Below are 23,327 nucleotides of genomic sequence, written 5' to 3' on the forward strand. Positions count from 1 at the left end.
AGCTGTGCGCGTCAACCTACCCGTCCACAATGTAGAAACCAAGCTGCGCGAGGATCAATACCTGATCTCGCGTACTGATACCAAGGGCCGGATCGTCTATGCGAACCCGGCTTTTGTCGAAGTCAGCGGTTTCTCCCGCGAAGAACTCATCGGCAAACCGCACAACATCGTGCGCCATCCCGACATGCCGCCCGAAGCCTACGAAGACCTGTGGGAAACGCTGCAGGCCGGAGAGTCGTGGCTGGGCCTGGTGAAGAATCGGCGCAAGGACGGCGGTTACTACTGGGTGCTGGCCAATGCAACGCCCATCGTCGAAAACGGCGACGTCGTGGCGTATTCCTCGGTACGGGTGCGCCCCTCCGAAGAACAGATCGAAATGGCTGAGGATTTGTATGCCCGAATTCGCGAGGGCACGGCCAAGGGCGTGCGCATCCTGCGCGGGCGTCCCGTGCGGGCGGGCTGGCGGCGCGGCTTGGACGTGCTGGCATTTCCATTCCGGCGCAATGTCCGCAGCCGCATGCTGCGCCACGCGCTGCTGTCATCCGCAATCATGGCTGGCGCGGGCATTTACGGCCTGCGGGCCAATTGGGCGGAACTGGGCACCTTGGGCGCGAGCGTTGGCTGCGCGGCCATTGCGCTGGGCGTCATCGCCATCTTTGGCATGGGCTGGCGCCTGTCGCGCTCGCTGCTGGATCCGATGGTGGATGCCGCCAATATGGCGCGTCAGGTGGCCGCGGGCAATCTGACCACGCAGATCGTGGCGGATTCTGACGATGAAGTCGGAAGTTTGAAGTTCTCGCTGGAAGTGATGCGCAAGAGCCTGATCGGGATTGCACAGGACGTGTATCGCGGCATTGAAGGCACGACCCATGCCGCAGCGCATATCGCGCGCGGCAACCAGGAACTCGCGGGCCGTACCGAAGGCCAGGCGGCGTCCTTGCAGCAGACCGCGGCCAGCATGGAACAGCTGACCTCCACGGTGCGGCAGAACGCCGACAACGCGCGCCAGGCCAACCAGCTTGCGGCCAGCAGCATGGAAGTGGCGCGCAAGGGCGGCGTGGCGGTCGGGCAGGTGGTCAGCACCATGCACGGCATTTCGGACAGCTCCCGCAAGATCGCCGACATCGTCAGCATCATCGAAGGCATCGCGTTCCAGACCAACATCCTGGCCCTGAACGCCGCTGTGGAAGCGGCCCGCGCCGGGGAGTCCGGCAAGGGCTTCGCGGTGGTGGCAGGCGAGGTTCGCAGCCTGGCGCAGAAGAGCGCGCAGGCAGCCAAAGAGATCAAGGGCCTGATCGAAGACTCGGTGGAGCGCGTGACCGAAGGCTCCCAGCAGGCCGAGCAGGCGGGCGCGACGATGCAGGACATCGTGGCCGCCGTGCATCGTGTCACCGACATCATCGGCGAGATCTCGCAGGCTTCGCAGGAACAGTCCAGCGGCATCGAGCAGGTGGATACGGCGGTGTCGCAGATGGACGTGATGACGGTGCAGAACACCGCGCTGGTTCAGGATCTGGGTGGCGCCGTGATGCAGCTGGGCAACCAATCCGGCGCGCTGCGCGAGACGATCCGGGTGTTCCGCCTTACCGGGCAGCAGTAAACGGAAACGGGCGGTGTCACGCACCGCCCGGCATCCACCACCTGTCCAGTCCTATTTGCCCGCCAGAGCGTCGGCGACCCGGCTCATCGCCGTGAGCCCAGATTCGAACAGCGATTCCAGGAAGGGCCCGGCGTGCGGCAGCACGACCGTCAGAATGGTGACGCCAATGATGAGCGTTACGGGAAAGCCGATAGAGAACACTGACAGCTGCTGCGCCGCGCGGTTCAGGATGCCCATGGCCAGGTTGATGGTCAGCAGCGCGCAGATCAGGGGCAGGGCCAGCAACAGGCCCGATACGAATATGGTCTTGCCCCATTCCACCACCACGCCAAAGCCGTTCTGATGCAACTGGATCATGGCGACGGGCAAGGTGTCGAAAGAGCGAACCAGCGCAGCCAGGACCAGCAGATGGCCGTCCAGGGCCAGAAAAGTCAGCATCGCAATGATGTTGAACAGGCGCGACAGCACCGCGGTATTGGCGCCGGAGCTCGGATCGAAGAACGACGCGAACGACAGGCCCATCTGCAGGCCAACGAATTCGCCGGCGGTCTGCACGGCGGCGAACACCAGGCGCATCGTGAAGCCCAGCGAGATGCCGATCAGCACTTGCTGCATGACCATCCACAGCCCGGTAAACGAACCGGGCGCAATGGGCGGCACGGGATCGAGCGCCGGACTGATGGCGACGGCCAGGACGAAGGACAGCCCGACCTTTACCTTGATGGGAATCAGCGATTCGGAGAACAGCGGGGCGGTGCCCACGAGCGCCAGGATGCGCACAAACGGCCAGAGAAACTGGCCGATCCAGCCGTTGAGCTGCTCGAGCGTGAAGGCGATCATGGGGGAAGGTCCGGTGTCCGGCGGCGGGCGCCGCTCAGGACACCAGCATGGGGATCTGGCCGATCAGCTGCCGTATGTAGTCGACCATGACGCCAATAAGCCACGGGCCCAGCAGCACCAGCACGCCGCACATGGCCAACAGCTTCGGAATGAACGACAGCGTCATTTCGTTGATCTGCGTGGCGGCCTGGAAGATGCTGATGACCAGGCCGACCACCAGCGTCACGAGCAGCAAGGGCCCGGCCATCGCCAGCACGATCTTCATCGCCTGGTAGGTCATGGTCATGACGGTTTCGGCGGTCATGGCGATTTTCCTCCAGGCGTTATTGGTAGAAGCTCTGGGCCAGGGAGCCCATGAGCAGATTCCAGCCGTCGGCCAGCACGAAAAGCATCAGCTTGAAGGGCAGGGCCACCGTTACTGGCGGCACCATCATCATGCCCAGCGCCATCAGTACGCTGGCGACGACCAGGTCGATGATGAGAAAGGGGATGAAGATGGTGAAGCCGATCTGGAACGCGGTCTTGAGTTCGCTGGTGATGAACGCCGGCACCAGGATGCGCAGGGGCACCTGAGTAGGGTCTTCCAGCGCCGGCTGCTTGGCCAGGTTGGCGAACAGCGACAGATCGTTCTCGCGCGTCTGGTGCAACATGAAGGTGCGCAGCGGCGCGGCGGCACGCTCGACTGCAGCCTCGAACTGGATCGAGCCTTCGGACAGCGGCTTGTAGGCGTCGGTGTAGATCTTGTCGAACACCGGCGACATCGTATAGAAGGTCAGGAACAGCGCCAGGCCGATCAGCACGTGGTTGGGCGGCGACATGGCCGTGCCCATGGCGCTGCGCAGCAGGCCCAGCACGATGATGATGCGGGTGAAGCCCGTCATCATCAGCAGCGCGGCAGGCAGGAACGACAGCGACGTCATCAGCAGCAGGGTCTGCATGCTGAGCGAATAGGTTTCGGAACCGTTCGGACCCGGCGTGGCGGTCAGCGCTGGCAAGGTGGCCTGCGCGACGACACCCGCGGGAAACAGGGTAAGGCCCAGCAGGGCGGCGGCGCCGAGCAGGTGCAGTGCGCCGGGCCGGGCGCGGACGGGTGTCGTGCTTGTGGGCAAACTCATGGGTGTCGCTTGGAGGGCGCGGCAGCGCTAGCGGCGCTTGAGCGCCTGGCCCAGCTTGGCCGCGAAGGCGGCCGCGGGCAAGGTCGAAGCCTCCGGCAACTGGCCGGCGGGCAGGGTATGCAGGGTATTGAGCTGGTTCGGGCCGACGCCCACCACCAGCCAGGTGTTCTCGACTTCCACCACCACGATGCTCTGGCGCGGACCGACGGGCAGGCTTGCGACCTGCCGCAGCAGGTTGCCGCCGCCGCGTTGTGTCAGCCCGGCGCGGCGCGCCAGCCAGGCCGAGGCCAGGATGGCGGCCACGACCAGGATCAGGCCGGCAACGACGCGCAGGAGGGCGGTATCGTCCATGGCGCCAGGGTCAGCGGCGGTTGTTCAAGCGGTTGATCCGCTCGGACGGCGTGATGATGTCGGTCAGGCGGATGCCGTACTTGTCTTCCACGACCACGACTTCGCCCTGGGCGATCAGGTAGCCGTTGACGAAGATGTCCATCGGCTCGCCTGCCAGGCCGTCCAGCTCGACCACGGAGCCCTGACCCAGCTGGAGCAGGTTCTTGATGGTCAGGCGGGTGCGACCGAGCTCGACCGTCAGCTGGACGGGTACGTCCATGATCAGGTCGATATCCGCGCCCGCGCCGCCGGTGGCGCCGGCCAGGGGTTTGAATACGGATTGGGCGGCAGATTGGGCGGCTGCGGCAGGAGCTGCAGGTGCCGCCGCGGCAGGGGCCGGCGCGGCAGCGGGTGCCGCCGCACTGGTCTGCTCGGCCATGGCGGCCGCCCAGTCGTCCTGGGGCTTCAGGCCGTCGGCCTGGGTGGGCGGATTGGCGCGGGATTGTTCGGCGAGCGCGTCGGCCCAGTCGTCGGCCGGGGACGAGCCGGTTCCGGGCTCGTTCTTGTCAGTCATGGTCAGAGGCCTCGTTGGATTCTGTATCGTGGGTAAACATGTTCTGTACGCGCAGGGCGTACTGGCCGTTGAAGACGCCGTAGCCGCATTCCATCAACGGCACGCCGTCGACGCTGGCGACTATGGTTTCGGGCACGGTTACGGGAAGGACGTCACCGACCTTCAGGCTCATCAGTTCGCGGATCGACGAGGGGATGCGGGCGAATTCCGCAACCACGTCGATGTCGGCGCTACGCACCTGACGCGAGAGCTGCTGCGCCCAGCGCTGGTCCACTTCCTCGAGCGTAGTTTCCTGCAGCGGGCGCGTCAGCAGATCGCGCACCGGTTCGATCATGGAATAAGGCAGGCAGATGTTCAGGTCGCCGCCGGTCGCGCCGAATTCGATGTGGAACGAGGTGACGACCACCACTTCATTGTTGCCGGTGATACTGGCGAACTTGGTGTGCATTTCCGAGCGCACGTACTCGAATTCGATCGGATAGACGGGATCCCAGGACTTGCCGTAGCTTTCCAGGGTCAGGTTGAGCAGGCGCCGGATGATGCGCTGTTCAGTCGTGGTGAAGTCGCGGCCTTCGACGCGCGTGTGGTAGCGGCCATCGCCGCCGAACAGGCTGTCGATGACCAGGAACACCAGGTTCGGGTCATAGGTGAAGAGGGCCGTGCCGCGCAGGGGCTTCATCTGAATCATGTTCAGATTGCTCGGCACGGGCAGGTTGCGTTCGAAATCCGCGTACTTCTGGATCTTGATCGAACCTACGGTGATGTCCGCGCTGCGGCGCATGAAGTTCAGCAGCACGTGGCGCATCTGCCGGGCGAAACGCTCGTTGATGAGCTCCAGCGTCTGCATGCGGCGGCGCACGACGCGCTCGGGCGAACTCAGGTCGTAGGCGCGGGCGCCGGCGTTCGGGTCCGCGGCGGTAGCTTTGCTGTCGCTTTCGCCGGTGACGCCCGCCAACAGCGCATCAACCTCGTCCTGCGAAAGAAATGCCTCGTAGGCCATGCTTATTGCACCACGAACGCCGTGTACAGTACGTCGGTGACATACTGGCCGTCCGGCAGGGGCGAGAAGGGGCGATTCACGGCCTGCTTGATGGCGTTGGCCATGTCGGTCTTGCCTTGTTGAGTCTGCACGCCGGTGGGCGATTGCGACGACAGCACCATCAGGATGCGGCTGCGCACTTCAGGCATGTACTTTTCGAGGCGCGAGCGGGTCTGCTCATCGCTGACGCGCAGCGTCAGGCCCACATGCATGATGCGTTCCGTATCCGGATTCTGCAGCGTGACGGTGAAGGGTTCGATCGGTACGAAGATCGGGGCGGGCACGGCGACCGGGTTGGCCGGCGGCGCGACGAAGGTGGTCTGGGTGGCTTGCTGGCCTTGTTCGGGCTGGCCGGGTTGGCCAGGCTGTCCTGCCGGCACCTGACCAACGCCGAGCTGCACGGTTGCGCTGTTCTGCGGCTGCATGCGTTGGGTGATGAACCAGGTTGCGCCGGCGCTGGCCGCGGCAACGATGAGCAGGACCAGGATTGCCAGCAAGGGGCGAAGAATACGGCCCATGCCGCCGGAGCGGGAAGAAGGCGCGCCGCGCGCAGGCATGGGTGAAGGTTTGGAAGTCGCCATCTCGGTGTCGATGCGTGTTTTGCCGCTGATGAAAACGGGTTCTTAGTGGATGAAAGCATTCTGCCCCAAATGCCGCTTCCGCTTGGAGGCGAAAAACAGGGCGAAAGCCGCGTATCTCAAGCTATTGCTGCACCGCCCGCAGCCGTGGCCGGGAGCGATGCGTTGCTTTGTCAGGCGAAGGTGTCCACCAGCGCGTTGGCGTTGCGCGGGGCCGTTACCGCAGCCGGTGCTTCAGCCACGGCTTCGGCGCCAGTCTGGGCGCCTCCGGCATGGCGTTGCGAGCCGTTGCCGCCTTGTTGCGCGAACTCCTGTTGGGCGGCTTGTTCACCCACGCTGGTCTGGCCCAGCGAGATGCCGGCCTGGGCCAGCGCTTGCTGCAGTTGCGGGATGGCGGTTTCGATCGCCTGGCGCACCGAGGCGTGGGCCGACACGAACGAAGCGCTGGCGACGCCGTCCGACAGGTTCAGGCTGACGCGCAGCGGGCCGAGATCGGGCGGATCGAGGCGCAGTTCGGCAGTTTGCATGCCTTGGCGCGCGTTGTGGCTCATCATGACGACCTGTTGGCCGAGCTCCGTGCCCCAGTGGGTGCCGCCGACGGGAGTGGCGACTTGCAGCACGACCGGCACGACCGGTGCGGCGACTGCTGCGGGGTTTGCAATGGGAGCGGCGGCAGGACGCTGCGCGGCTGCGGCAAGCGCCTGGGCCAGATGGTCCTGGGCCGAGGCGCCATGCTGGGGCGCCTGGAATTGCTGTTGCGCGCTGGCCAGGGCAGGGGTCTCGTCGGTCTGTTCTGGCCTGGTGCCATGGTCCGCGGCGGGGCGTGCGTCGCGCGCGGGACGGGGCAGCGCGACCTCCGCAGCGAGTCGCGGCGTTTCGGCCTTGACGGGCGCGGTAGCGGCCGGGGTGCGGACCGGCGTTTGCGCGACGGCCGCGGCGTCAGTGCCGGGCTTGGCTGCCGCGGTGACGACCGGTACGGCGATTTCTGCCTCGCGGGCGGCCAGCGCGGCGGCAGCCTCTGCCTGCGGAGCGGTCAGGCCGACAGCGCCAGAGGCTGCGATGGCAGCGGCCTGCGCCTGCGTCGCGGGTGCCGCGTCGGCGGCATTCAATGCGGCGGTCAGAACGGCGGCGCCGCTGCTCATCGCTGCGGCGGCAGCGGTGGCGTTGCCGCGCGCGAGCTGCACTTGTTCTGCGGCCTGGGCCGCGATTTCGAGGGCTTGCTGCGGGAGTATGACCGCGGGTTGCGCGGCCGCAACGGCGAGTGCGCCTGCCTCGGCCTGCGCGGCGGCTTGCACCGCCTCGTCGATGGCGCCGGCGGCGGCGCCTTCGGCGCGGGCGGCTGGGTCGCTGGATGTCTTGCCATCAGCCGGCGTCTTCGCGCCGTTGTTCGCGGGGCGCGAGTCGGCGGCCTGGTTGGGGCGTTGTTGCGCGGGACGCTGCTGGGCCAGCACGTCGGAGAAGCTGGGGCCCTTCTTGTTGTTTACAGGCGCGCTCTTGGCGCCGAGCGCGTCGGCGATCGACGAGGGGGCGGCGGGCGCGATGGAGGGCAGGGGCAGGGGAGCGTTCATCTGGGGCTTCCTGTTAGGTATTGCTCAATGCATGCCGGTCTGGCGCTGGACCAGACGGGCGGAATATTCATCGTTGGCGCGCTGTTCGCGGCGGGATTCCACCACGGCCTGGGCGCGCAGTTCGCGCTGCGCCAGGGCGTCGTAGGAGTTGAGCTTGCGCTTTTCCTGTTGCCAGTAGAGCCGGCCCTTGGCGAGGTTGTCGTCGGCTTGGCGCAACACGCCTTGTTGTTGGCTGATGGCGTCGTCCAGCGTGCTGATGAAGCGCTGGTAGTTATGGCAGTCGCTGGCGGACATTCCGCTGGTCATTGCCTGTTGCAACCGTTCCAGGTAGTCCTGACGGTAGTCGTGCAGCATGGACAGCTGGCGTTCGGCGTTGGTGCGTTCGGCGCTGAGCCTGCCGAGGAGGCGGGCGGCTTCGTCCGTGCTCTCTTTGGCCAGGTTGATCAGCATGTCCAAAGGCAATTGGCTAGGCATAAGCGTCCCTCAATTCGAAACTGGCGCGCAATTGGCTGACGGCGGCTTCATAGCCGACGTTTTCGCCGATGTCTTGTTGCAGGAAGGCTTCCAGGCGTGGATAGCGGGCGATGGCCTCGTCCAGCTGCGGATCGTTGCCGGCAGCGTAGGCGCCCACCGCGATCAGATCGCGGTTGCGCTGGTAGCGCGACAGGCTTTGCTTGAAGCGGCGCACCACGGCGAACTGCTCGGGCGTGATCAGCGAAGTCATGGCGCGCGAGATCGACGCTTCGATGTCGATGGCCGGGTAATGGCCTGCTTCGGCCAGGTGGCGCGACAGCACGACGTGGCCATCCAGGATGGCGCGAGCCGAATCGGCGATCGGATCCTGCTGGTCGTCGCCTTCGGCCAGCACGGTGTAGAAGGCGGTGATCGAGCCGGCCTTGCCGGATGGTCCAGGCGCGCCCATGCCGGCGCGCTCGACCAGCGTCGGCAGCTTGGCGAAGACCGAGGGCGGATAGCCCTTGGTTGCCGGCGGCTCGCCGATGGCCAGCGCAATCTCGCGCTGCGCCATGGCGTAGCGGGTCAGCGAATCCATGATCAGGAGCACGTCCAGGCCCTGATCGCGGAAGTGTTCGGCCAGACGCGTGGCGTAGGCGGCGCCTTGCAGGCGCAGCAACGCCGACACGTCCGCCGGCGCAGCCACCACGACGGAGCGCGCCAGACCCTCCGGGCCCAGGTTGTGTTCGATGAATTCCTTGACTTCGCGTCCACGTTCGCCGATAAGGCCGACGACGATGACGTCGGCCTTGGTGTAACGAGCCATCATGCCGAGCAGCACGCTCTTGCCGACGCCAGACCCTGCGAACAGGCCCATGCGCTGTCCGCGGCCGACGGTGAGCAGGCCATTGATGGCGCGCACGCCGGTGTCGAGCACCGTATCGATGGGGGCGCGGGATAGCGGGTTGATCGGTTGGGCGGACAGGGGGGCCAGTTCGGCGCCCGTGAGCGGGCCCAGTCCGTCCAGCGGGCGGCCGGCGCCGTCCAGGACCCGGCCCAGCAAGGCGTTGCCCACCGGCAGGTGGCGGCCCAGCTGCGGCTTGGCGTTGCCGTTCAGTTCGGCCTTGCGCGGCAACGGAATCTGGCGTTGCACGGGGGGCTCGCCAGGCACGACGCGGGCGCCGGGCGGCAGGCCCGAGATATCAGCCTGCGGCATCAGGTAGAGCGTGTGGCCGTCGAAACCCACGACTTCGGCATCCGCCCAGTGGTCGTGGCCGCGAGCGATTTCGATGCGGGCGGCTGCTCCGACGGGCAGACGCAGGCCGGTCGCGTGCAGCACCAGACCTGTGGCGCGCGTGATCTTGCCGCTGACGAGCCACGGATCGGTCGAGCCCGCGCGGATGGAGCCGATTTGCAGTTGGGTCTGCCAGCGGTCGATGACCGGAACCGTAATAGCGGGCGCAGCCGGTTGGCCTGGCTGGAGGGAGGCCGGATTGGCGCTCACACCGGTTCCTCCCAGGATACGTTGCGGCCCAAGGAGGCCGCGACCCGGCGCCAGCGCGTCTGCAAGGTGGCGTCGATGTCACCAAAGGGCGTTTCGGCGCGGCAGCCTCCGCGCGAGATGGACTCGTCGGCCAGGACGCGCCAGTGGCCTTCCTTGAGCTCATCCGCCAGATGCAGGCGGATCAGTTCGATGTCTTCGGGGTTGGCCCACAGGCGCATCGGGCCACCGGCGGTGGGGTTGATGTGCAGCACTTCCCGCACCGCGTTGATAACGGTTTCCGGCTGGTCTGCGAGCGTGGTGCGCACTACCTGCTGGGCGATGTCCAGGGCGAGGGTCAGCAGGCCCTGGCCCATTTTTTCTTCGAGCGAGCCGAGGGAAGCGGCGCAGGCTTCGACCAGCGCATGCAGGCGCTGTGCTTCCGCGGCGCCCTGTTCACGCGCCTGGACGAGACCTTCTGCGTAGCCTTGTTCGCGGCCGGCGGCCAGGCCGGCTTCGTAGCCAGCCTGTTGGCCAACTTCCAGGCCGGCGGCATGGCCCTGCGCGTGGCCTTCCTCGCGGCCTTCGACAAGCGCCTGGGCGCGCAGCTGGGCCATCACCACTTCGGGATCCGGTCCGGGGTCGGGTTCGGGTTCCGGCTCCGCCTCGACGACCGCGGGCTCGTCGAACGACAGCATCTGCCAGCGCCGCCAGGCGGCGCTGCGCGAGATGAGCGTCGTGGCGCCGCTGTCCACCTCAGACATAGGTGTCGTCTCCCTGGTTGCCCAGGACGATCTGGCCGCTTTCGGCCAGGCGACGCGCGATCTGCAGGATCTTCTTCTGCTCGGTCTCGACCTTGGACATGCGGATCGGACCTTGCGCGTCCAGGTCTTCGCGCAGCATTTCGGCCGCGCGGCTGGACATATTGCGCAGGAACTTGGCGCGCAGCTCTTCCGGCGCGCCCTTGAGCGCAACCATGAGCGTGTCGTTGTCGATTTCCTTGAGGATGAGCTGGATGGCGCGATCCTCGACGTCGAGCAGGTTGTCGAAGACAAACATCTCGTCGATGATCTTCTGTGCCAGATCGTTGTCGCGCTCGCGCAGGCTGGCGACCACGGTTTCTTCCTGGGTCGAGTTCATCATGTTCAGGATCTCGGCCGCGGTGCGCACGCCGCCCATCTTGCTGCGCTTTGCGCCCTGGCCGGCCAGGACCGAATTCAGGACTTCCGTGAGCTCGGACAGCGCTGCGGGCTGCACGCCGCCGAACGTGGCGATACGCAGCATCACGTCGTTGCGCAGGCGGTCCGTCAGGAGCGCCAGTACGCCGGCGGCGCGGTCGCGCTCCAGGTGCACCAGGATGGTCGCGATGATCTGCGGGTGTTCGTCGCCGATCAGTTCGGCCACGGTGTTCGGATCCAGCCAGTTCAGCGCATCGATGCCGCTGCCGCCTTCGCCGGCTTCCAGGATGTCTTCGATCAGGCCGGCCGCGCGGTCGCTGCCCAGTGCCTTGGTCAACACGGTACGGATGTAGTCGTCCGAGCCCAGCGTGACGGCCATGAATTGGTCGGCTTCCTGGCGGAACTCTTCCAGTACCACCGCAACGTCGCTGCGCGTGACCTGTTTCAGGCTGGCCATGGCGGCGCCGACCTGCTGGACTTCACGGGCGCCGAGGTATTTGAAGACCTCGGCCGCCGCATCTTCGCCCAGCGACATCATCAGCACGGCGCTGCGCGTCATGCCGTCCAGCGGGGTGGAATCATTTTTCATCTTTATTCATCCAGGTGCGCAGAACCATCGCGACGGCGCGCGGATCCTTGTTGGCCATCGTGCGGGCGCGTTCGAGGTTGTCCTGGTAGCGGTCCACTTCCTTGGCGCGGGCCGCGTCCTGGGCCTCGCGTGCAGCTTCGATGCGTTCGGCTTCAGCCTGTTCCGGATCGACCGGCGGGTAGAGGTAGTCGCCCACCGTGCGGCGCAGCAGGCGATACAGCCACAGTGCCAGCACGCCACCGACCAGCCAGGCCAGGATCGTCTTGAACAGCGAGATCATTTCCGGATCGCGCCACATCGGCACCGGCGGCGGGCCATCGTTGAACTGACTGTTGACCAGGTTGAGCGAGTCGCCACGGGTCTCGGAGTAGCCCATGGCTTCGCGCACGAGGTTGGTCAGCTTGTTCAGCTCTTCGGCCGGCAGGGGCTGCAGTTCGCCGTCTTTGTCGCGCATGTAGTTGACCACCACGGCCACCGACAGGCGCTTGAGGTTGCCTACCGGCTGCTTGATGTGGCTGATCGTGCGATCCACTTCGTAGTTGGTGGTGGCGTCGCGGCGTTCATTGAGGTTGCCGGTGACCGCTTGCGTGCTGGTCTGCTGCTGGGCGTTGGCCGGTTGCTGCGGCTGGCCGGGGCGGGGCGGCTGGGGTTGCGGCGGGTTGGCGATGGGGGCCTGGGGGTTGGCCGGCGCCTGGTTCGACAGCGCGCCGGGCACGCCTTGCGCGGGGTTGATGCCGCGCTGGGTCGAGTCGCTGGTTTGCTGGCTGCGCACGGCGGCCTGGCCGGGCTCCTGGTTCGGGCGGTAGACCTCGGACGTTTCTTCGCGGCGGGCGAAGTCGACGTCGGCGCTGGCCTGGGCGTGCACGTTGCCGGGACCAACCAGCGGATTGAGGATGGTGAGGATGCGTTCGACCGTGCGCTGTTCCATTTCGCGCACGAAGCGCATCTGGTCGGCGTCCATGCCGCGGCCTTCGCCCATCGGCGCCGACAGCAGGCGGCCGTTCTGGTCCACGATGGATACGTTCTCGGCGGTGAGTTCGGGGACGCTCGAGGCCACCAGCCAGGAAATCGCGGAGACCTGGGCGTCGCTCAGGCTGCGTCCCGGATGCATGTTCAGCAGCACCGAGGCAGTGGGCGCCTGGCGTTCGCGCACGAAGAGAGACTGGCGCGGCATGGCCAGGTGGACGCGGGCGTGCTGCACGGTGTGCATGGCTTCGATCGAACGCGCCAGCTCGCCTTCCAGGCCGCGCTGGTAGTTGATCTGTTCCGTGAACTGGCTGGCGCCGAAGCGGGCGTTGTCCATCAGTTCGAAACCGACGGAGCCGCCGCGCGGCAATCCCTGGGACGCCAATTGCAGACGCGCGTCGTACACGCGGTCGGCCGGAACCAGCACGGCGGTGCCGGTTTCGTTATAGCGGTAGGGCACGTTCATGGTCCCGAGCGCTGCCACGATGGCGCCGCCGTCGCGGTCGTCCAGGTTTGAGAAGAGCACCTTGTATTTGGGTTCGCTGCTCCACATCGCCACGGCGACGATGACCGCGACGAGAGCCGCCGCCGCGCCCAGCAGGACAGGCTTGGGCAGTGCGCGCACCTTCTCCAGCACGGGGAACTTCGTCAACAGCGACGAACTCAGGGTGGCCTGCTGGTTCATTGGCGGCCCCCGCTGGCCACGCGGAGCTGGAATTGGGACTTCATGTCTGGGTAGGGCAGATTACACATGCAACGTGCTTCTGGTCTGGGGAGAGCGTGGATTATTGCCCCTGAGACGTCCATCCCAATCGTTGAAAACAGCCGGTTTTTGGCGTTACTTATCTCCTATGTCCCCGACAAGGCGAACCGAGCCGCCGTCGCCCTGGCTGCAAGCGGCTGCATTCGTGGAAATGTCGGGTTTTTTGGCGGTTCTTGTCAGCTATGAACCGGCGGGGTTGGCGTTACGCTGGGCGCACTATTGGTGTAATCCCAAACAGCAAGGAAATCAGGTAATGGCTGTATCAGGCTTGTCCGGCATCGAAAGCATGCTCCAGCAGATGCGCGCGGTAGTGAGCAAGGCGGAGACCGGTAACCTCAGCGCGGGTGAAATGGTCGGTCAGCCGGATGGCTTCGCCGCGGAACTGCAACGTTCCATCCGTCGCGTCACTTCCGCCCAGAACGCCGCCACGGCCCAGGCCAAGGCGTTCGAGCTGGGGGCTCCCGATATTTCCCTCAACGACGTCATGATCGACATGCAGAAGGCCAGTATTGGCTTCCAGACGGCGGTGCAGGTGCGCAACAAGCTGGTTGCGGCTTACAAGGAAATTTCTTCGATGGCGGTCTGAGTCCCATCGCGGGAACTGCGCTTGCATATACACCGCAAGCGCAGCAGGCATCAGGCGAGGCGCTTGCAACGCGTGGCCCCGCGTCTATCCATCAATTGCGCTGGGCGCCTCTTTCCAGGCGCCAGACCACCTGCTGCAGCCAGTTTTCCTGGCGCGCATCGAGATTCAGGAAGATGGCCCCCAGATGGCTGACCGGCGGCTCGCCAGTCAGCGAAACGTGCTTGGCCGGCGGTTCGTCCGGATTGGCGGACGAAACCATGGGCTGCCCCGAGACGGGATATACATTGCGCACTTCCAGGCTGGCGTTGAGCTTGCCATGGTCGCCAAAATCCAGTTGCACGTTTTCCATCACGGTACCGCGCTCCGGCAGGGCGGGAACCGCCAGCCCGGCACGCAGGCCTACGCCGTCCACCGAGATGTCGCGTATCGTGAACGAATAGGGCTTGTCGTTGAGGGTGGCTTGCCAACTGGCGCGGCATACATTGGCGGCCGCGATCAGGGACGCGCGGAACATCTTGCGGCGCTGGATACGGGCCAGGCGTTCTGGAAACGGCGATACCAGCGCGGCGCTGCCGTCGTCGAAATGAATGATCTGGGGGCGCTGCACACGAAAGCGGATCTGCACGCCGCCGTAGGCGGTGGCATGGAAGTGGAAGGTGGTGCCGCTCAGCAAGCCCATGGAGTCGGACTGCTCGAAGTCTGCCCCGGCGTAATCGCGCGGCCTCCAGAAGAACTCGCCCGCCTGCTTGTCCACGCCGAGGATCAGCACGGCCATCTCCCGGTCCGCGGCGTCGCGCACCAGGATGTGGCTGTCAGGGTGCGTCAGCTCGAACAGGGCCGAACGCATCTCGTCAGGCCGGGTCAGCAGGAACTCCGGATCGCTGGCATCCAACACTTTGGTCTTCCTCAGGTAATAGGGTCAGGCGGGCGTAGCGGGTTCGGGGAACTCGCGCGATTCCAGGCGATAGAGCCAGGCCAGCAATTCTGCCACCGCTACATAGAGTTGGGGAGGAATATGTGCGTCCAGGTCCACCTGCATCAGCAGGCCGACCAGTTCACGCGACTCGTGGACGTAGAGGCCGTTTTCCTGCGCGGCCCGGACGATGGTGTCCGCCAACTGGCCGTAGCCCTTGGCGACGACGCGCGGAGCGCCGTCCTTTTCTTCGTACGAAATGGCTACCGCCGCGTTGCGGCCGGCGTTCGGATCCGATTCCGGATGGGGGGGCAGGCGGCTCATCAGATATCGGCGGGAATGTCGGCGCGCGGTTCGACCACGCTCACCGTCAGATTGCTCAAGGTCAGGCCCGCGGCCAGCAGGCGCGAACGCAGCGTGTCCGAGGAGTCATTGATCTCGGCCGCGCTGTGCGGCGCAATGAGTTGCAGGACGATCTGATCGCCGGCCAGATTCAGTCGGGCATCGACCAGGCCCAGGCGGGGCAGGTCCAGCTTCAGGCGCGTGGCCCAGGTGGAAACTGCGGAGTCCGGATCGCCGCCGTAAGGGTCGCGCTCGACCTCCCATTCCATGGGCGTGCCGGGCCAGGCTTCACCTTGCCAGGTCAGCGTCTGGTTGGCCAGCACGTCCAGTTGTTGGCGAACGAGTACGGTCAGGTCCTGGTGTATGCCGGTGATGGGCGTGCCGGGAGCAGGCGTGCCGGAGGCGGGCGAGCTGGCGGAGCCTGCGCCGCCGGGTGTGGCGTCGACGCCGGTGCGGCCGCTGGGGGCTGCGCTCGCCCGCGGCCGCGAAGGCGCGGCATCCTGCGCGGGCGGATTCTTGCCGAGCACCGCCTGCGGCTCGTTGCGCAATTGCTCGGGGTTGGCGCGGCCGAAGACCATGTCCGTCAGATGGGACTCGTAAAACAGGCCGCTGCCTTGGAGCGCCTGACGCAGAGCCTGTCCCAGCGCGCGCGCCGAAGGTCCGCCAGCCGCCAGGGCGGCATGCGCGGCAGCGTCGGGTCCTTTGGTGGCGCTGGGATTGACGCCCGGTCCGGCCGGCCGGTCCTGTTTTGCGCCGGTTGCCGGAGTGTCGCCGGCAAGCGCCGCCGCGGGCGAAGCCGCGAGCGCGCCGGCTTGCTGGGGAAGGGCCGGCGCCGGCGTTTGGCCAGGCAATGGCTGGGATGCTTGCGCAGTGGCCTGTGCCGTTTGTTGGCCTGCTTGCGCTGCCGGCATGGGGCCGGCGCTAGCGCCACCGCCGGATTGGCCCGGCTGCGCATGCGCGGTCCATAAGGGCGCACGGCCCTGGACCGCAGGTGCGGCCTCTGGGAATTGGGCGAGCAAGGCAAGAATCGTACGCGCCGTCGTGCCCAGCGTGGTCGGGGCCGAGGCGGTGGTGTCGCTGCTGGTCACCAGGCCGCGGGCGGCCAGCGCCAGCGCTGCAGCGGTTTTGGGGTCGACGACAGTATTCGGACGGTCGCCGCGGGCGCCGCCGGGCTGTATGCCTTGCCGCGGGTCGCGTGTTGATCCATCCGAGGCGCCGGGCTTTTCCAGGCTGCCGGGCTGGCTGACTGCGTCGGGGCGGGCGCCGGATACCTGGTTGGCGCTGGCGGCGGACATCGTCGTGCCCAGCACGGCGTCCAGCCGCTGCACCAGGACGTTGCCGAGTGCGGCGGGACCTACGCTCATTCTTCAGGCGCCTGCTGGTAACCGTAGGCGGACAGCAGGGTCTGCTGGCGCTTCATGCGTCCCAGAAGGTCGCCTAGACGGGCCAGCTGCGGCAGCGCCAGATCCCGGGTGAGCGCGTCGTTTTCCAGGATGCGCACGAGCAGGTCGTATTTCATGGCGCGGCCGGCTTCGTCCAGTGGCGCCGAATGTTCGGTCTGGCGCAGTCGTTCCACCAGTTCGCAATATTGCTGTCCATGGACCATGGCGCCGTCCCAGTCGCCGGCTTGCGCCGCCACTAGCATTTCTCCCGTGATGAGAGCGATCTCCTGGTAGTGTTCCAGGATGGGGGAGGTGTACTGGGTCGTGGACGTCATGGAAATCTCGGGCGTTCGATGGCTGGCTGGGGCTTATGCGATGCCGTCAAGGCTGCACGCCCCCGGCAGGGCGATCAATGGATGTTTGCCAGGCCTCGGCCAGATCGGCCAAGAGGCGGTCTGCCGTTTCGAGCGCTTCCGCGTCTGCTTTAAGGTTAGCCATCAACAGCGTGCGGACGATGTAGTCGTATAGAAGAGCGAGATTTGCGGCGATTTCGCCGCCCGCCTCCATATTCAGTCCGGTTTTCAGGCCTTCGTCGACGATTCTGATGGCTTTCGAGATGGCAGCTCCTCGGTCCGTGGTTCTGCCCTCCTGCAAGTGCAGGCGTGCCTGCCCGATCGCTGCCCGGGCTCCCATGTACAGCAGCGAAATCAGTCGCTCAGGGCTGGCTCCCAGGATTTGGGTCTCCAGACCGATATCGGTGTAGGAGCGTACGGAATGGGATCCGGTTGGGCGTCGGGCGGCGTAAGTCATCAATACATCTTCTATAAATTACTTGGACTTGCTCATGGCCGCGAATTGCTGGGTCAGGTAGTTGGCGGTAACAGTCTGCTGCGAAACGAACTTGTCGAGCGCGACGAACTGGGCACGCATGGCTGCCATGGATGCTACGCTCGACGCCTTTGCGCGGACCAGTTGCTCCTTCACGTCCTTGATCGATTCGTTCAGGCCATCCTGGCTGATCTTGATGGAGCCATTGCTGCCGAGGATGCCCTTGGCGGCGGCGTCAAACTTCGCGGCGAGTCCATCGGACGAAGTCATGATGCGCTTGACGTCGGCCGGGTTGGTCGTCAAAGCCTTATCGAGTGCGGTTTGATCGAGCTTCAGGACGCCGGTTTTGGGATCCATGGAGATGCCAAGGTCGGCAATCGAACGCAGCGAGCCTTCACCTGTTATGACCTGTAGGGCGCTCGACATTGACGACTGTATGCTGCGTGTCGTGCTGTCGCCCGTCAGCGCCTGATTCGTTTGTGCGGTAACGTCAAACGCAGTCAGTTTGGAGATCGTGCTTTGCAGCGAGTTGTACGCGCTGACGAAATCCTGGACTGCCTTGCTGGCGACACTGGTGTCGCTTTGCAGCTTCAGGGTCACCGTCTTGTCTGCCGGCGTCGTGGCCGTGAGGTTTAGCGTGACGCCGTCGATTGCGTCGGAAATATTATTGCTGCCGCTCTTGACCACGATGCCGTTGATTTCGACTTCAGCATCAGCTGCCTGGGTTTGCTGTGTCAGCTGAGCGCCGGTGCCTGAGTTGTAGCTCAGGATGTCCTGCAGTTTCTGGTCGCCCGTCACCGTGATGGAGCTTACCGATGCTTGCACGCCCGTGTCTTTGGCGCTGAGCATCAGATAGCTGCCGCTCTCGTTGGTGATGATGGTCGCCCGAACGCCGGCTTTGTCATCACTGTTGATAGCTTTGGCGATACCGTTCAGGGAGGTGTCGTCCGTCAGATTGACGGTGTGCTTATCGCCATTGGTCAGCTGAATTTCGAATGAGCCAGTGGCGCCGTTGGAGGCGGTGCGGTCGGCGACCTTGCCAGATTGCAGGGTTTGAGCTGCCGCCAAAGTCTTTACCTTGATGGTGTACTCACCCATCGTGGCACCATTTTCGCCGATGGTCGCCGTCAGGCCGTCGCCGATCACATTGGGTTTTACGGCGTCCAGCGTGGACGACTTACCCAATGCCGCTGCTGCTTTCTGCAGGGCTTCAACCGCGCTTTGAATCTGGCCAAAGGCGCTTACACGGGCCTCGTAACTGGCTTGGCGATTCGTGTACAGGCTGAGCTTCTTGTCCTCGGCCGCCTGGAGATCGGTCAGGATCTTTTCGAGGGGCAAGCCGGTGGTCGAGCCGAGGTTGGTGATAGAGGCCATGTGAAATTCCTTCCTAGCGATGCGATTCTGTCAAAAATACGGTGGCGGCGATTGGCCGGGTAAGGGCATTAGGCGGGCCTAATTCGACGCTTCCATGGCTGGCCCGCTTGATGGCGGTGGCCGGCGCTTGAAATCGGGGTCGAATCAGGCTGTGGTTTTGATGCCGTTTCCTTGCATGTTCACGATCATTTTGGCGATTTTCAGCAGGGTTTCGCTGGGGATCGTGCGTATGACGTCGCCTGATTCCGCGTCGATCACCGATACCACTACCTGATGCACATTGGGGTCGATCTCGAACTGGAGCTGCGTGGACCAGGCCTTCATCTGGTCGTTGATTTCGTCCAGAGCCTTGTCCAGGGGAAGCTTTTGCGAATCGGACTGATCCGATGTCGCGCTGTCCGAAGCTCCGCTGTTCGTTGCGGCAGCTGCGGGCGCCACACTCACGGAGGGGTCCGGCGCAACCGGCGCGGCCGCGACCGGCGCTGGTGCAAACGATGCGGGGGCTAGGGGGGTTACGGCCATGATCACTCCAACGGCGATGTGGGCGTCTCGGAGGAACGCGCTGTTTTCAGGGAATTCTCAGCTACCATTACGGCAGGCCCGCAGGGAACTTTAGCCGCCGGCGAGCCAGATGTTTCACGTGCTAAACAGTTCGGACCAGGTAATGAGTGTCAAGACGGCGCTGCGAGTTATCGAAATCATCGAAACCTATGCCCGCGAAAAGCGCGCGCTGCCGCTATCGGAACTGGCCCGGTTGCTGGATGTGCCGGTGTCCAGCTGCCTGGCCCTGATCCGCACCCTGACCGGCCTCGGTTATCTGTATGAAACCGGCCGGCGCCAGGGCTACTACCCGACCGGCAGGCTATTGGCCATGGCGCAGCGCATCGCCCGCGCCGATCCGGTGCTGGACCGGGTCTATCCCAGCCTTACCGAATTAAGGGACGCCACCCGCGAAACGATTGTTTTCGCCAAGCTGAGCCAGGACGGCCGGGTGGTCTACCTGGATGTGCTGGATTCCCCGCATACGATCAGATACGCGCCGGTTGCGGGTGAGTTCAAGGACGTTCACGCAAATTCGCTCGGAAAGGCGCTGCTGTCCCTGTTGGACACACCGGCCCGCGACGCCATGCTCGCGGATATGACCATGACCCGCCACAACGAGCGCACCCTGGTGACGCGCGAGGCGCTGCTGGCGGACCTGGAGCTGTCGCGCCAGCGCGGCTGGTTCATGAACAGCGGCGAGTCCATTGCGGACGTGGGCGCCATCGCCTGGCCCGTTACGCTGTCCGGCGAACACTACGCGATTTCGGTGGGCGGGCCGATCTACCGGATCGAGCCGCAGCAGGAGGCCTACGCGCGCATCCTGCGCTCGGCCTGCACCGCGCTGGAGCAGCAGGCCTGACGGGCAGGCCTGGGCGCCTATCGAACGCCGTCGCTCAGTAGGACTTGGGCAGTCCCAGCACTTTCTCCGCGATGAAGCACATGATCAGCTGCGGACTGACCGGCGCGATGCGCGGAATGAAGCTTTCGCGCAGCAGGCGCTCCACATGGTATTCCTTGGCGTACCCCATGCCGCCCAGGGTCATGACCGCGGTCTGGCAGGCGTTATAGCCGGCCTCGGCCGCCAAGTATTTGGCCGAGTTGGCGTAGGGGCCGCAGGGCTTGCCCGCGTCATACAGGCTGGCGGCCTTGAATACCATAAGGTCGGCGGCTTCGAGCTGCATCCAGGCCTGGGCCAGGGGGTGCTGGATGCCTTGGTTCTGGCCGATGGGACGTCCGAATACGGTGCGTTCTCCGGCGTATTTCACCGCCCGGTCCAGGGCGGCTCGGCCAATGCCCACCGCCTCGGCCGCGATCAGGATGCGCTCGGGGTTCAGGCCGTGCAGGATGTACTCGAACCCCCGGCCTTCCTCGCCGATGCGGTCGGCCACGGGGATGCGCAGACCGTCGATGAACAGCATGTTCGAGTCCACTGCCTTGCGGCCCATTTTCTCGATTTCGCGCACTTCTATCTTGCTGCGGTCCAGGTTTGTATAGAAGAGCGACAGGCCCTGCGTGGGCTTTTCGACGTCTGACAGCGGGGTGGTGCGGGCCAGCAGCAGCATCTTGTGGGCGACCTGGGCGGTCGAGATCCAGATCTTGCGGCCATGCACCACGTACTCGTCGCCCTGGCGCACCGCGCGGGTGCTGAGCTTGGTGGTGTTCAGTCCGGCGTCGGGTTCGGTGACGGCGAAGCAGGCCTTTTCGCGGCCCGCGATCAGGGGTGCAAGCCAGCGCTGGCGCTGCTCGTCGCTGCCGAAGACCACTACCGGGTTCAGGCCGAAGATATTCATGTGGACCGCCGAGGCGCCGGTGAAGCCCGCGCCGGAAGCCGCGATGGTCTGCATCATCAGCGCCGCTTCGGTCATGCCCAGACCCGCGCCGCCATATTCCTGCGGCATGGCGATGCCCAGCCAGCCGTCGCGCGCCAGATCGGCATGCAGGGGTTCCGGAAAGCCGCCTTCGCGGTCGCGTTCCAGCCAATATTCGTCCGGATAGCGTTCGCAGATGCGGGACACGGCGTCCCGCAGGGCCAACTGGTCGGGGGTGAATTCAAAGTCCATCAGTCGTTTCCATCCAGGGTGATGCCGCGGGCCGTCATGGCGTCGATCCGGGCAGGGTCATAGCCGGCTTCGGCCAGCACCTCGCGGCTATGCTGGCCCAGCCTGGGGGCGGGGCGGCGTATCGAGGTGGGGGTGTTTTCGTATCTGCCCAACGGCGCGGTCGTGCGGATCCGGCCTTCGCTGGGGTGGTGCATGGGCCGGATGAAGCCGGTCGCGGCCAGGTGCTCGTCCTGCAGCAGATTGTCCACGGAATAGAGCGGCGAGGCGGGAATGTCTGCCCGCGCCAAGCCTTCCAGCCAGTCCTGGCTGCTCCGGGTGGCGATGACGTCGGCGACAAAGGCGTAGACCTCGCCGATATAGGCGGCGCGCGCGCCGTGGGTGCTGAAGCGCGGATCCCGCGACAATTCCGGGCGGCCGATCAGGTCGAAGAAGTTGCGCCAGTGCTTGTCGTTATAGATCAGCAGGCTGATATAGCCGTCGGCCGTGGCGTAAGGGCGGCGATGCGGCGCCAACAGGCGCGCGTAACCCGTGGGGCCGAGCGGAGGATCGAAGGTGGCGCCGCCGAGATGGTCGCCCAGCACGAGGTGGGCCATGCCCTCGAACATGGGGATTTCCACCTGCTGGCCTTGTCCCGTGCTGCGGGCGTGCAGCACCGCGGAGACGAGCGCGATGCCGACGTGCAGTCCGACCGCGCGGTCGGCCAGGGTCAGCGGCGCGTAGCGCGGCACATCTCCACTCTGCTGGGCGGAGAGGGCGGCGATGCCGGTCTGGCCCTGGATCAGGTCGTCATAGGCGGGACGTCCGGCGTACGGGCCGGCCTCGCCATAGCCGTAGGCGCCCAGGTAGACGATGCGCGGATTGCGCGCCGCGACCGTTTCGTAGGACAAGCCCAGCCGGGCCATCGCCTGCGGGCGGATGTTGTAGAGCAGGGCGTCGCAGCTTTCGGCCAGTTTCAGGCAGGCCTCAAGCCCCTCCGGCGTCTTCAGGTCCAGCACCACCGATCGCTTGTTGCGGTTCAGGTGCAGATAGATATGGCCCATGCCAGGGTTGCGCATGGGGCCGACGGCCCGCATGTTGTCGCCTGCCGGCGGCTCGACCTTGATGACGTCCGCCCCCAGGTCGGCCAGGACCTGGGTGGCATAGGGGCCCATCACGACGGTGCTCAGGTCCAGGATGCGCACGCCCGCCAGCGGGCCGCCGGGAGTTTCGGATTGCGGCCGGTCGCTCATTGCTGCTCGATTCCCGCGTCGCGGATCAGTTTGCCCCACAGGTCCAGCTGCGAGCCGACGAACTGGGAAAAGGCCTCGGGCGTGCTGGAAAAGGCGTCGAAACCCAGGCCGGCCAAGCGCTTTTGCACGTCAGGCTTGGCGACCACCTGATTGATCGCGGCATTCAGCTTGGCCACGATCTCCGGGGGCATGCCCGCCGGGCCGAAGTAGCCGTTCCAGGAGTTCAGGTCGAAGTCCTGCACGCCGGATTCGGCCATGGACGGCAGGTCCGGGACGATGGCGCTGCGTTCGGCGGTCGACACGGCCAGCGCGCGCAGCTGGCCCGATTGCACGAAGGGCAGGCCGGAAGCCAGGTCGGTGAACATGAAATCGACCTGCCCGCCGACCACATCGGTCAGCCCTTGCGGCGTGCCTTTATAAGGTACGTGCAGGATGTCGATCTTGGCGCGGTTGGCCAGCGTGGCGCCGGCGACGATGCCCGTGCTGTTGCCGCTGGCGTAGGTGATGCGGCCGGGACGCTGGCGCGCGTCGGCCACCAGTTCGCCCACGGTCTTCCACGGGCGTTTCGGGTTCACGACCAGGATGAAGGGCAGGTTGCCGCCGCGGGCGATGGGGGTGAAGTCCTTGACCGGATCGTAGGGCACGTTCTTCATCAGCCAGGGCGCGGCCGAATGCGAGGTGTTGGTGGTGACGAAGAGCGTGTAGCCGTCGGGCTTGGCGCGCGCCACGTAGTTGGCGGCGATGGTGGCGTTGGCTCCGGGCTTGTTCTCCACCACGACCTGTTGGCCGAGGATGTTGCCCAGCTCGGCGCCGAAGATGCGGCCCACGGCGTCGGTGCCGGATCCGGCGGGAAAGGGGACGATCAGGGTGATGGGTTTCGCGGGATAGTCGGCGGCGTGGGCGGCGGGGCCGGCGAACAGCGCTGCGCCGCCGATGAGGGCGGCGCCCAGCAGGCTTAGGGGTCTCATGGGTTTGTCTCCTGTGTGCTTCGGGTCCA

At 65.6% G+C, this 23,327-nt stretch carries 26 protein-coding genes; 3 read left to right on the forward strand and 23 right to left on the reverse strand.

The window, feature by feature from the left end; all coding sequences use genetic code 11:
- Positions 1-4 precede the first annotated feature (4 nt).
- On the forward strand, positions 5-1,600 hold the full coding sequence (locus AC1RHV_RS01155) for a methyl-accepting chemotaxis protein (RefSeq protein ID WP_306650938.1): 1,596 nt from the start codon (positions 5-7) through the stop codon (positions 1,598-1,600).
- A gap of 51 nt (positions 1,601-1,651) precedes the next feature.
- Here the strand turns inward: AC1RHV_RS01155 and fliR are convergent, their stop codons facing one another.
- From fliR to fliF, 13 genes are all read right to left on the reverse strand, one after another.
- A complete protein-coding gene (gene fliR, locus AC1RHV_RS01160; protein WP_306650940.1) occupies positions 1,652-2,440 on the reverse strand; it encodes a flagellar biosynthetic protein FliR in 789 nt (262 codons plus the stop codon).
- A 34-nt stretch (positions 2,441-2,474) separates the two neighbouring features.
- A complete protein-coding gene (gene fliQ / locus AC1RHV_RS01165; protein ID WP_008163193.1) occupies positions 2,475-2,744 on the reverse strand; it encodes a flagellar biosynthesis protein FliQ in 270 nt (89 codons plus the stop codon).
- 19 nt (positions 2,745-2,763) lie between these two features.
- Entirely contained in the window at positions 2,764-3,555 is a 792-nt protein-coding gene (fliP, locus tag AC1RHV_RS01170) for a flagellar type III secretion system pore protein FliP (protein ID WP_054456685.1), read from the reverse strand.
- A gap of 27 nt (positions 3,556-3,582) precedes the next feature.
- The gene (gene fliO, locus AC1RHV_RS01175) at positions 3,583-3,906 is read right to left on the reverse strand and encodes a flagellar biosynthetic protein FliO (RefSeq protein WP_054456686.1); all 324 of its coding nucleotides are present in this window, start codon (positions 3,904-3,906) and stop codon (positions 3,583-3,585) included.
- 10 nt (positions 3,907-3,916) lie between these two features.
- A complete protein-coding gene (fliN, locus tag AC1RHV_RS01180) occupies positions 3,917-4,459 on the reverse strand; it encodes a flagellar motor switch protein FliN (protein ID WP_175180793.1) in 543 nt (180 codons plus the stop codon).
- Positions 4,452-5,459, reverse strand: coding sequence for a flagellar motor switch protein FliM (gene fliM / locus AC1RHV_RS01185; RefSeq protein ID WP_054456688.1), 1,008 nt, complete (start codon positions 5,457-5,459; stop codon positions 4,452-4,454). The genes fliN and fliM overlap by 8 nt, the downstream gene beginning before the upstream one ends.
- Before the next feature lie 2 nt (positions 5,460-5,461).
- The gene (gene fliL, locus AC1RHV_RS01190; protein WP_192352005.1) at positions 5,462-6,079 is read right to left on the reverse strand and encodes a flagellar basal body-associated protein FliL; all 618 of its coding nucleotides are present in this window, start codon (positions 6,077-6,079) and stop codon (positions 5,462-5,464) included.
- Positions 6,080-6,249: 170 nt separating this feature from the next.
- Positions 6,250-7,644, reverse strand: coding sequence for a flagellar hook-length control protein FliK (locus AC1RHV_RS01195; RefSeq protein ID WP_492299617.1), 1,395 nt, complete (start codon positions 7,642-7,644; stop codon positions 6,250-6,252).
- Positions 7,645-7,668: 24 nt separating this feature from the next.
- Complete coding sequence (gene fliJ, locus AC1RHV_RS01200; protein WP_054456691.1) at positions 7,669-8,118, reverse strand: flagellar export protein FliJ; 450 nt, start codon at positions 8,116-8,118, stop codon at positions 7,669-7,671.
- Positions 8,111-9,601 (reverse strand): flagellar protein export ATPase FliI, encoded by a 1,491-nt coding sequence (gene fliI / locus AC1RHV_RS01205; RefSeq protein ID WP_175180796.1) that lies wholly within the window; start codon positions 9,599-9,601, stop codon positions 8,111-8,113. Before fliI ends, fliJ begins: the two co-directional genes overlap by 8 nt.
- Positions 9,598-10,341 (reverse strand): flagellar assembly protein FliH, encoded by a 744-nt coding sequence (gene fliH, locus AC1RHV_RS01210; RefSeq protein WP_492299618.1) that lies wholly within the window; start codon positions 10,339-10,341, stop codon positions 9,598-9,600. Before fliH ends, fliI begins: the two co-directional genes overlap by 4 nt.
- On the reverse strand, positions 10,334-11,344 hold the full coding sequence (gene fliG, locus AC1RHV_RS01215; RefSeq protein ID WP_054456694.1) for a flagellar motor switch protein FliG: 1,011 nt from the start codon (positions 11,342-11,344) through the stop codon (positions 10,334-10,336). Before fliG ends, fliH begins: the two co-directional genes overlap by 8 nt.
- Entirely contained in the window at positions 11,334-12,995 is a 1,662-nt protein-coding gene (gene fliF / locus AC1RHV_RS01220) for a flagellar basal-body MS-ring/collar protein FliF (RefSeq protein WP_054456695.1), read from the reverse strand. The genes fliG and fliF overlap by 11 nt, the downstream gene beginning before the upstream one ends.
- Before the next feature lie 331 nt (positions 12,996-13,326).
- On the opposite strand from fliF, the gene fliE reads away from it, so the two are divergent.
- On the forward strand, positions 13,327-13,659 hold the full coding sequence (gene fliE, locus AC1RHV_RS01225; protein WP_054456696.1) for a flagellar hook-basal body complex protein FliE: 333 nt from the start codon (positions 13,327-13,329) through the stop codon (positions 13,657-13,659).
- Between the two features lie 91 nt (positions 13,660-13,750).
- On the opposite strand, the gene AC1RHV_RS01230 is transcribed toward fliE, so the two are convergent.
- From AC1RHV_RS01230 to AC1RHV_RS01260, 7 genes are all read right to left on the reverse strand, one after another.
- Entirely contained in the window at positions 13,751-14,554 is an 804-nt protein-coding gene (locus tag AC1RHV_RS01230; protein WP_054456697.1) for a flagellar brake protein, read from the reverse strand.
- Between the two features lie 24 nt (positions 14,555-14,578).
- On the reverse strand, positions 14,579-14,896 hold the full coding sequence (locus AC1RHV_RS01235) for an EscU/YscU/HrcU family type III secretion system export apparatus switch protein (protein ID WP_054456698.1): 318 nt from the start codon (positions 14,894-14,896) through the stop codon (positions 14,579-14,581).
- Positions 14,896-16,278, reverse strand: a complete 1,383-nt coding sequence (fliK, locus tag AC1RHV_RS01240; RefSeq protein ID WP_492299619.1) for a flagellar hook-length control protein FliK — start codon at positions 16,276-16,278, stop codon at positions 14,896-14,898. Before fliK ends, AC1RHV_RS01235 begins: the two co-directional genes overlap by 1 nt.
- Positions 16,275-16,631, reverse strand: coding sequence for a flagellar protein FliT (locus AC1RHV_RS01245; RefSeq protein WP_054456700.1), 357 nt, complete (start codon positions 16,629-16,631; stop codon positions 16,275-16,277). Before AC1RHV_RS01245 ends, fliK begins: the two co-directional genes overlap by 4 nt.
- 46 nt (positions 16,632-16,677) lie before the next feature.
- A complete protein-coding gene (gene fliS, locus AC1RHV_RS01250; protein ID WP_306650950.1) occupies positions 16,678-17,106 on the reverse strand; it encodes a flagellar export chaperone FliS in 429 nt (142 codons plus the stop codon).
- Between the two features lie 18 nt (positions 17,107-17,124).
- Positions 17,125-18,498: a flagellar filament capping protein FliD gene (fliD, locus tag AC1RHV_RS01255; protein ID WP_306650952.1), complete on the reverse strand. Its 1,374-nt coding sequence runs from the start codon at positions 18,496-18,498 to the stop codon at positions 17,125-17,127.
- A gap of 144 nt (positions 18,499-18,642) precedes the next feature.
- Positions 18,643-19,020 (reverse strand): flagellar protein FlaG, encoded by a 378-nt coding sequence (locus AC1RHV_RS01260; RefSeq protein WP_054456703.1) that lies wholly within the window; start codon positions 19,018-19,020, stop codon positions 18,643-18,645.
- 142 nt (positions 19,021-19,162) lie between these two features.
- On the opposite strand from AC1RHV_RS01260, the gene AC1RHV_RS01265 reads away from it, so the two are divergent.
- Entirely contained in the window at positions 19,163-19,900 is a 738-nt protein-coding gene (locus AC1RHV_RS01265; protein ID WP_054456704.1) for an IclR family transcriptional regulator, read from the forward strand.
- A 34-nt stretch (positions 19,901-19,934) separates the two neighbouring features.
- On the opposite strand, the gene AC1RHV_RS01270 is transcribed toward AC1RHV_RS01265, so the two are convergent.
- From AC1RHV_RS01270 to AC1RHV_RS01280, 3 genes are read right to left on the reverse strand one after another with little or no spacing between them, the layout of a single operon-like run.
- The gene (locus AC1RHV_RS01270) at positions 19,935-21,101 is read right to left on the reverse strand and encodes an acyl-CoA dehydrogenase family protein (RefSeq protein WP_492299620.1); all 1,167 of its coding nucleotides are present in this window, start codon (positions 21,099-21,101) and stop codon (positions 19,935-19,937) included.
- Positions 21,101-22,330, reverse strand: a complete 1,230-nt coding sequence (locus AC1RHV_RS01275) for a CaiB/BaiF CoA transferase family protein (protein WP_306650956.1) — start codon at positions 22,328-22,330, stop codon at positions 21,101-21,103. Before AC1RHV_RS01275 ends, AC1RHV_RS01270 begins: the two co-directional genes overlap by 1 nt.
- A complete protein-coding gene (locus AC1RHV_RS01280; protein WP_175164531.1) occupies positions 22,327-23,298 on the reverse strand; it encodes a Bug family tripartite tricarboxylate transporter substrate binding protein in 972 nt (323 codons plus the stop codon). The genes AC1RHV_RS01275 and AC1RHV_RS01280 overlap by 4 nt, the downstream gene beginning before the upstream one ends.
- Positions 23,299-23,327: the final 29 nt, after the last annotated feature.

Source organism: Achromobacter sp. GW823-FHT04E03, from assembly GCF_058796095.1.

Bases quoted from the DNA above. Each gene is read 5' to 3' on its own strand.
- fliK (WP_492299619.1), bottom strand. From the start codon at position 16,278: ATGAGCGTAGGTCCCGCCGCACTCGGCAACGTCCTGGTGCAGCGGCTG.
- fliD (WP_306650952.1), bottom strand. From the start codon at position 18,498: ATGGCCTCTATCACCAACCTCGGCTCGACCACCGGCTTGCCCCTCGAA.
- fliE (WP_054456696.1), top strand. From the start codon at position 13,327: ATGGCTGTATCAGGCTTGTCCGGCATCGAAAGCATGCTCCAGCAGATG.
- fliS (WP_306650950.1), bottom strand. From the start codon at position 17,106: ATGACTTACGCCGCCCGACGCCCAACCGGATCCCATTCCGTACGCTCC.
- fliP (WP_054456685.1), bottom strand. From the start codon at position 3,555: ATGAGTTTGCCCACAAGCACGACACCCGTCCGCGCCCGGCCCGGCGCA.
- fliQ (WP_008163193.1), bottom strand. From the start codon at position 2,744: ATGACCGCCGAAACCGTCATGACCATGACCTACCAGGCGATGAAGATC.
- AC1RHV_RS01265 (WP_054456704.1), top strand. From the start codon at position 19,163: ATGAGTGTCAAGACGGCGCTGCGAGTTATCGAAATCATCGAAACCTAT.
- AC1RHV_RS01275 (WP_306650956.1), bottom strand. From the start codon at position 22,330: ATGAGCGACCGGCCGCAATCCGAAACTCCCGGCGGCCCGCTGGCGGGC.
- AC1RHV_RS01270 (WP_492299620.1), bottom strand. From the start codon at position 21,101: ATGGACTTTGAATTCACCCCCGACCAGTTGGCCCTGCGGGACGCCGTG.
- fliN (WP_175180793.1), bottom strand. From the start codon at position 4,459: ATGACTGACAAGAACGAGCCCGGAACCGGCTCGTCCCCGGCCGACGAC.
- AC1RHV_RS01280 (WP_175164531.1), bottom strand. From the start codon at position 23,298: ATGAGACCCCTAAGCCTGCTGGGCGCCGCCCTCATCGGCGGCGCAGCG.
- fliM (WP_054456688.1), bottom strand. From the start codon at position 5,459: ATGGCCTACGAGGCATTTCTTTCGCAGGACGAGGTTGATGCGCTGTTG.
- fliJ (WP_054456691.1), bottom strand. From the start codon at position 8,118: ATGCCTAGCCAATTGCCTTTGGACATGCTGATCAACCTGGCCAAAGAG.
- fliH (WP_492299618.1), bottom strand. From the start codon at position 10,341: ATGTCTGAGGTGGACAGCGGCGCCACGACGCTCATCTCGCGCAGCGCC.
- AC1RHV_RS01260 (WP_054456703.1), bottom strand. From the start codon at position 19,020: ATGGCCGTAACCCCCCTAGCCCCCGCATCGTTTGCACCAGCGCCGGTC.
- fliG (WP_054456694.1), bottom strand. From the start codon at position 11,344: ATGAAAAATGATTCCACCCCGCTGGACGGCATGACGCGCAGCGCCGTG.
- AC1RHV_RS01195 (WP_492299617.1), bottom strand. From the start codon at position 7,644: ATGAACGCTCCCCTGCCCCTGCCCTCCATCGCGCCCGCCGCCCCCTCG.
- AC1RHV_RS01245 (WP_054456700.1), bottom strand. From the start codon at position 16,631: ATGACGTCCACGACCCAGTACACCTCCCCCATCCTGGAACACTACCAG.
- fliF (WP_054456695.1), bottom strand. From the start codon at position 12,995: ATGAACCAGCAGGCCACCCTGAGTTCGTCGCTGTTGACGAAGTTCCCC.
- fliO (WP_054456686.1), bottom strand. From the start codon at position 3,906: ATGGACGATACCGCCCTCCTGCGCGTCGTTGCCGGCCTGATCCTGGTC.
- fliR (WP_306650940.1), bottom strand. From the start codon at position 2,440: ATGATCGCCTTCACGCTCGAGCAGCTCAACGGCTGGATCGGCCAGTTT.
- AC1RHV_RS01235 (WP_054456698.1), bottom strand. From the start codon at position 14,896: ATGAGCCGCCTGCCCCCCCATCCGGAATCGGATCCGAACGCCGGCCGC.
- fliL (WP_192352005.1), bottom strand. From the start codon at position 6,079: ATGGCGACTTCCAAACCTTCACCCATGCCTGCGCGCGGCGCGCCTTCT.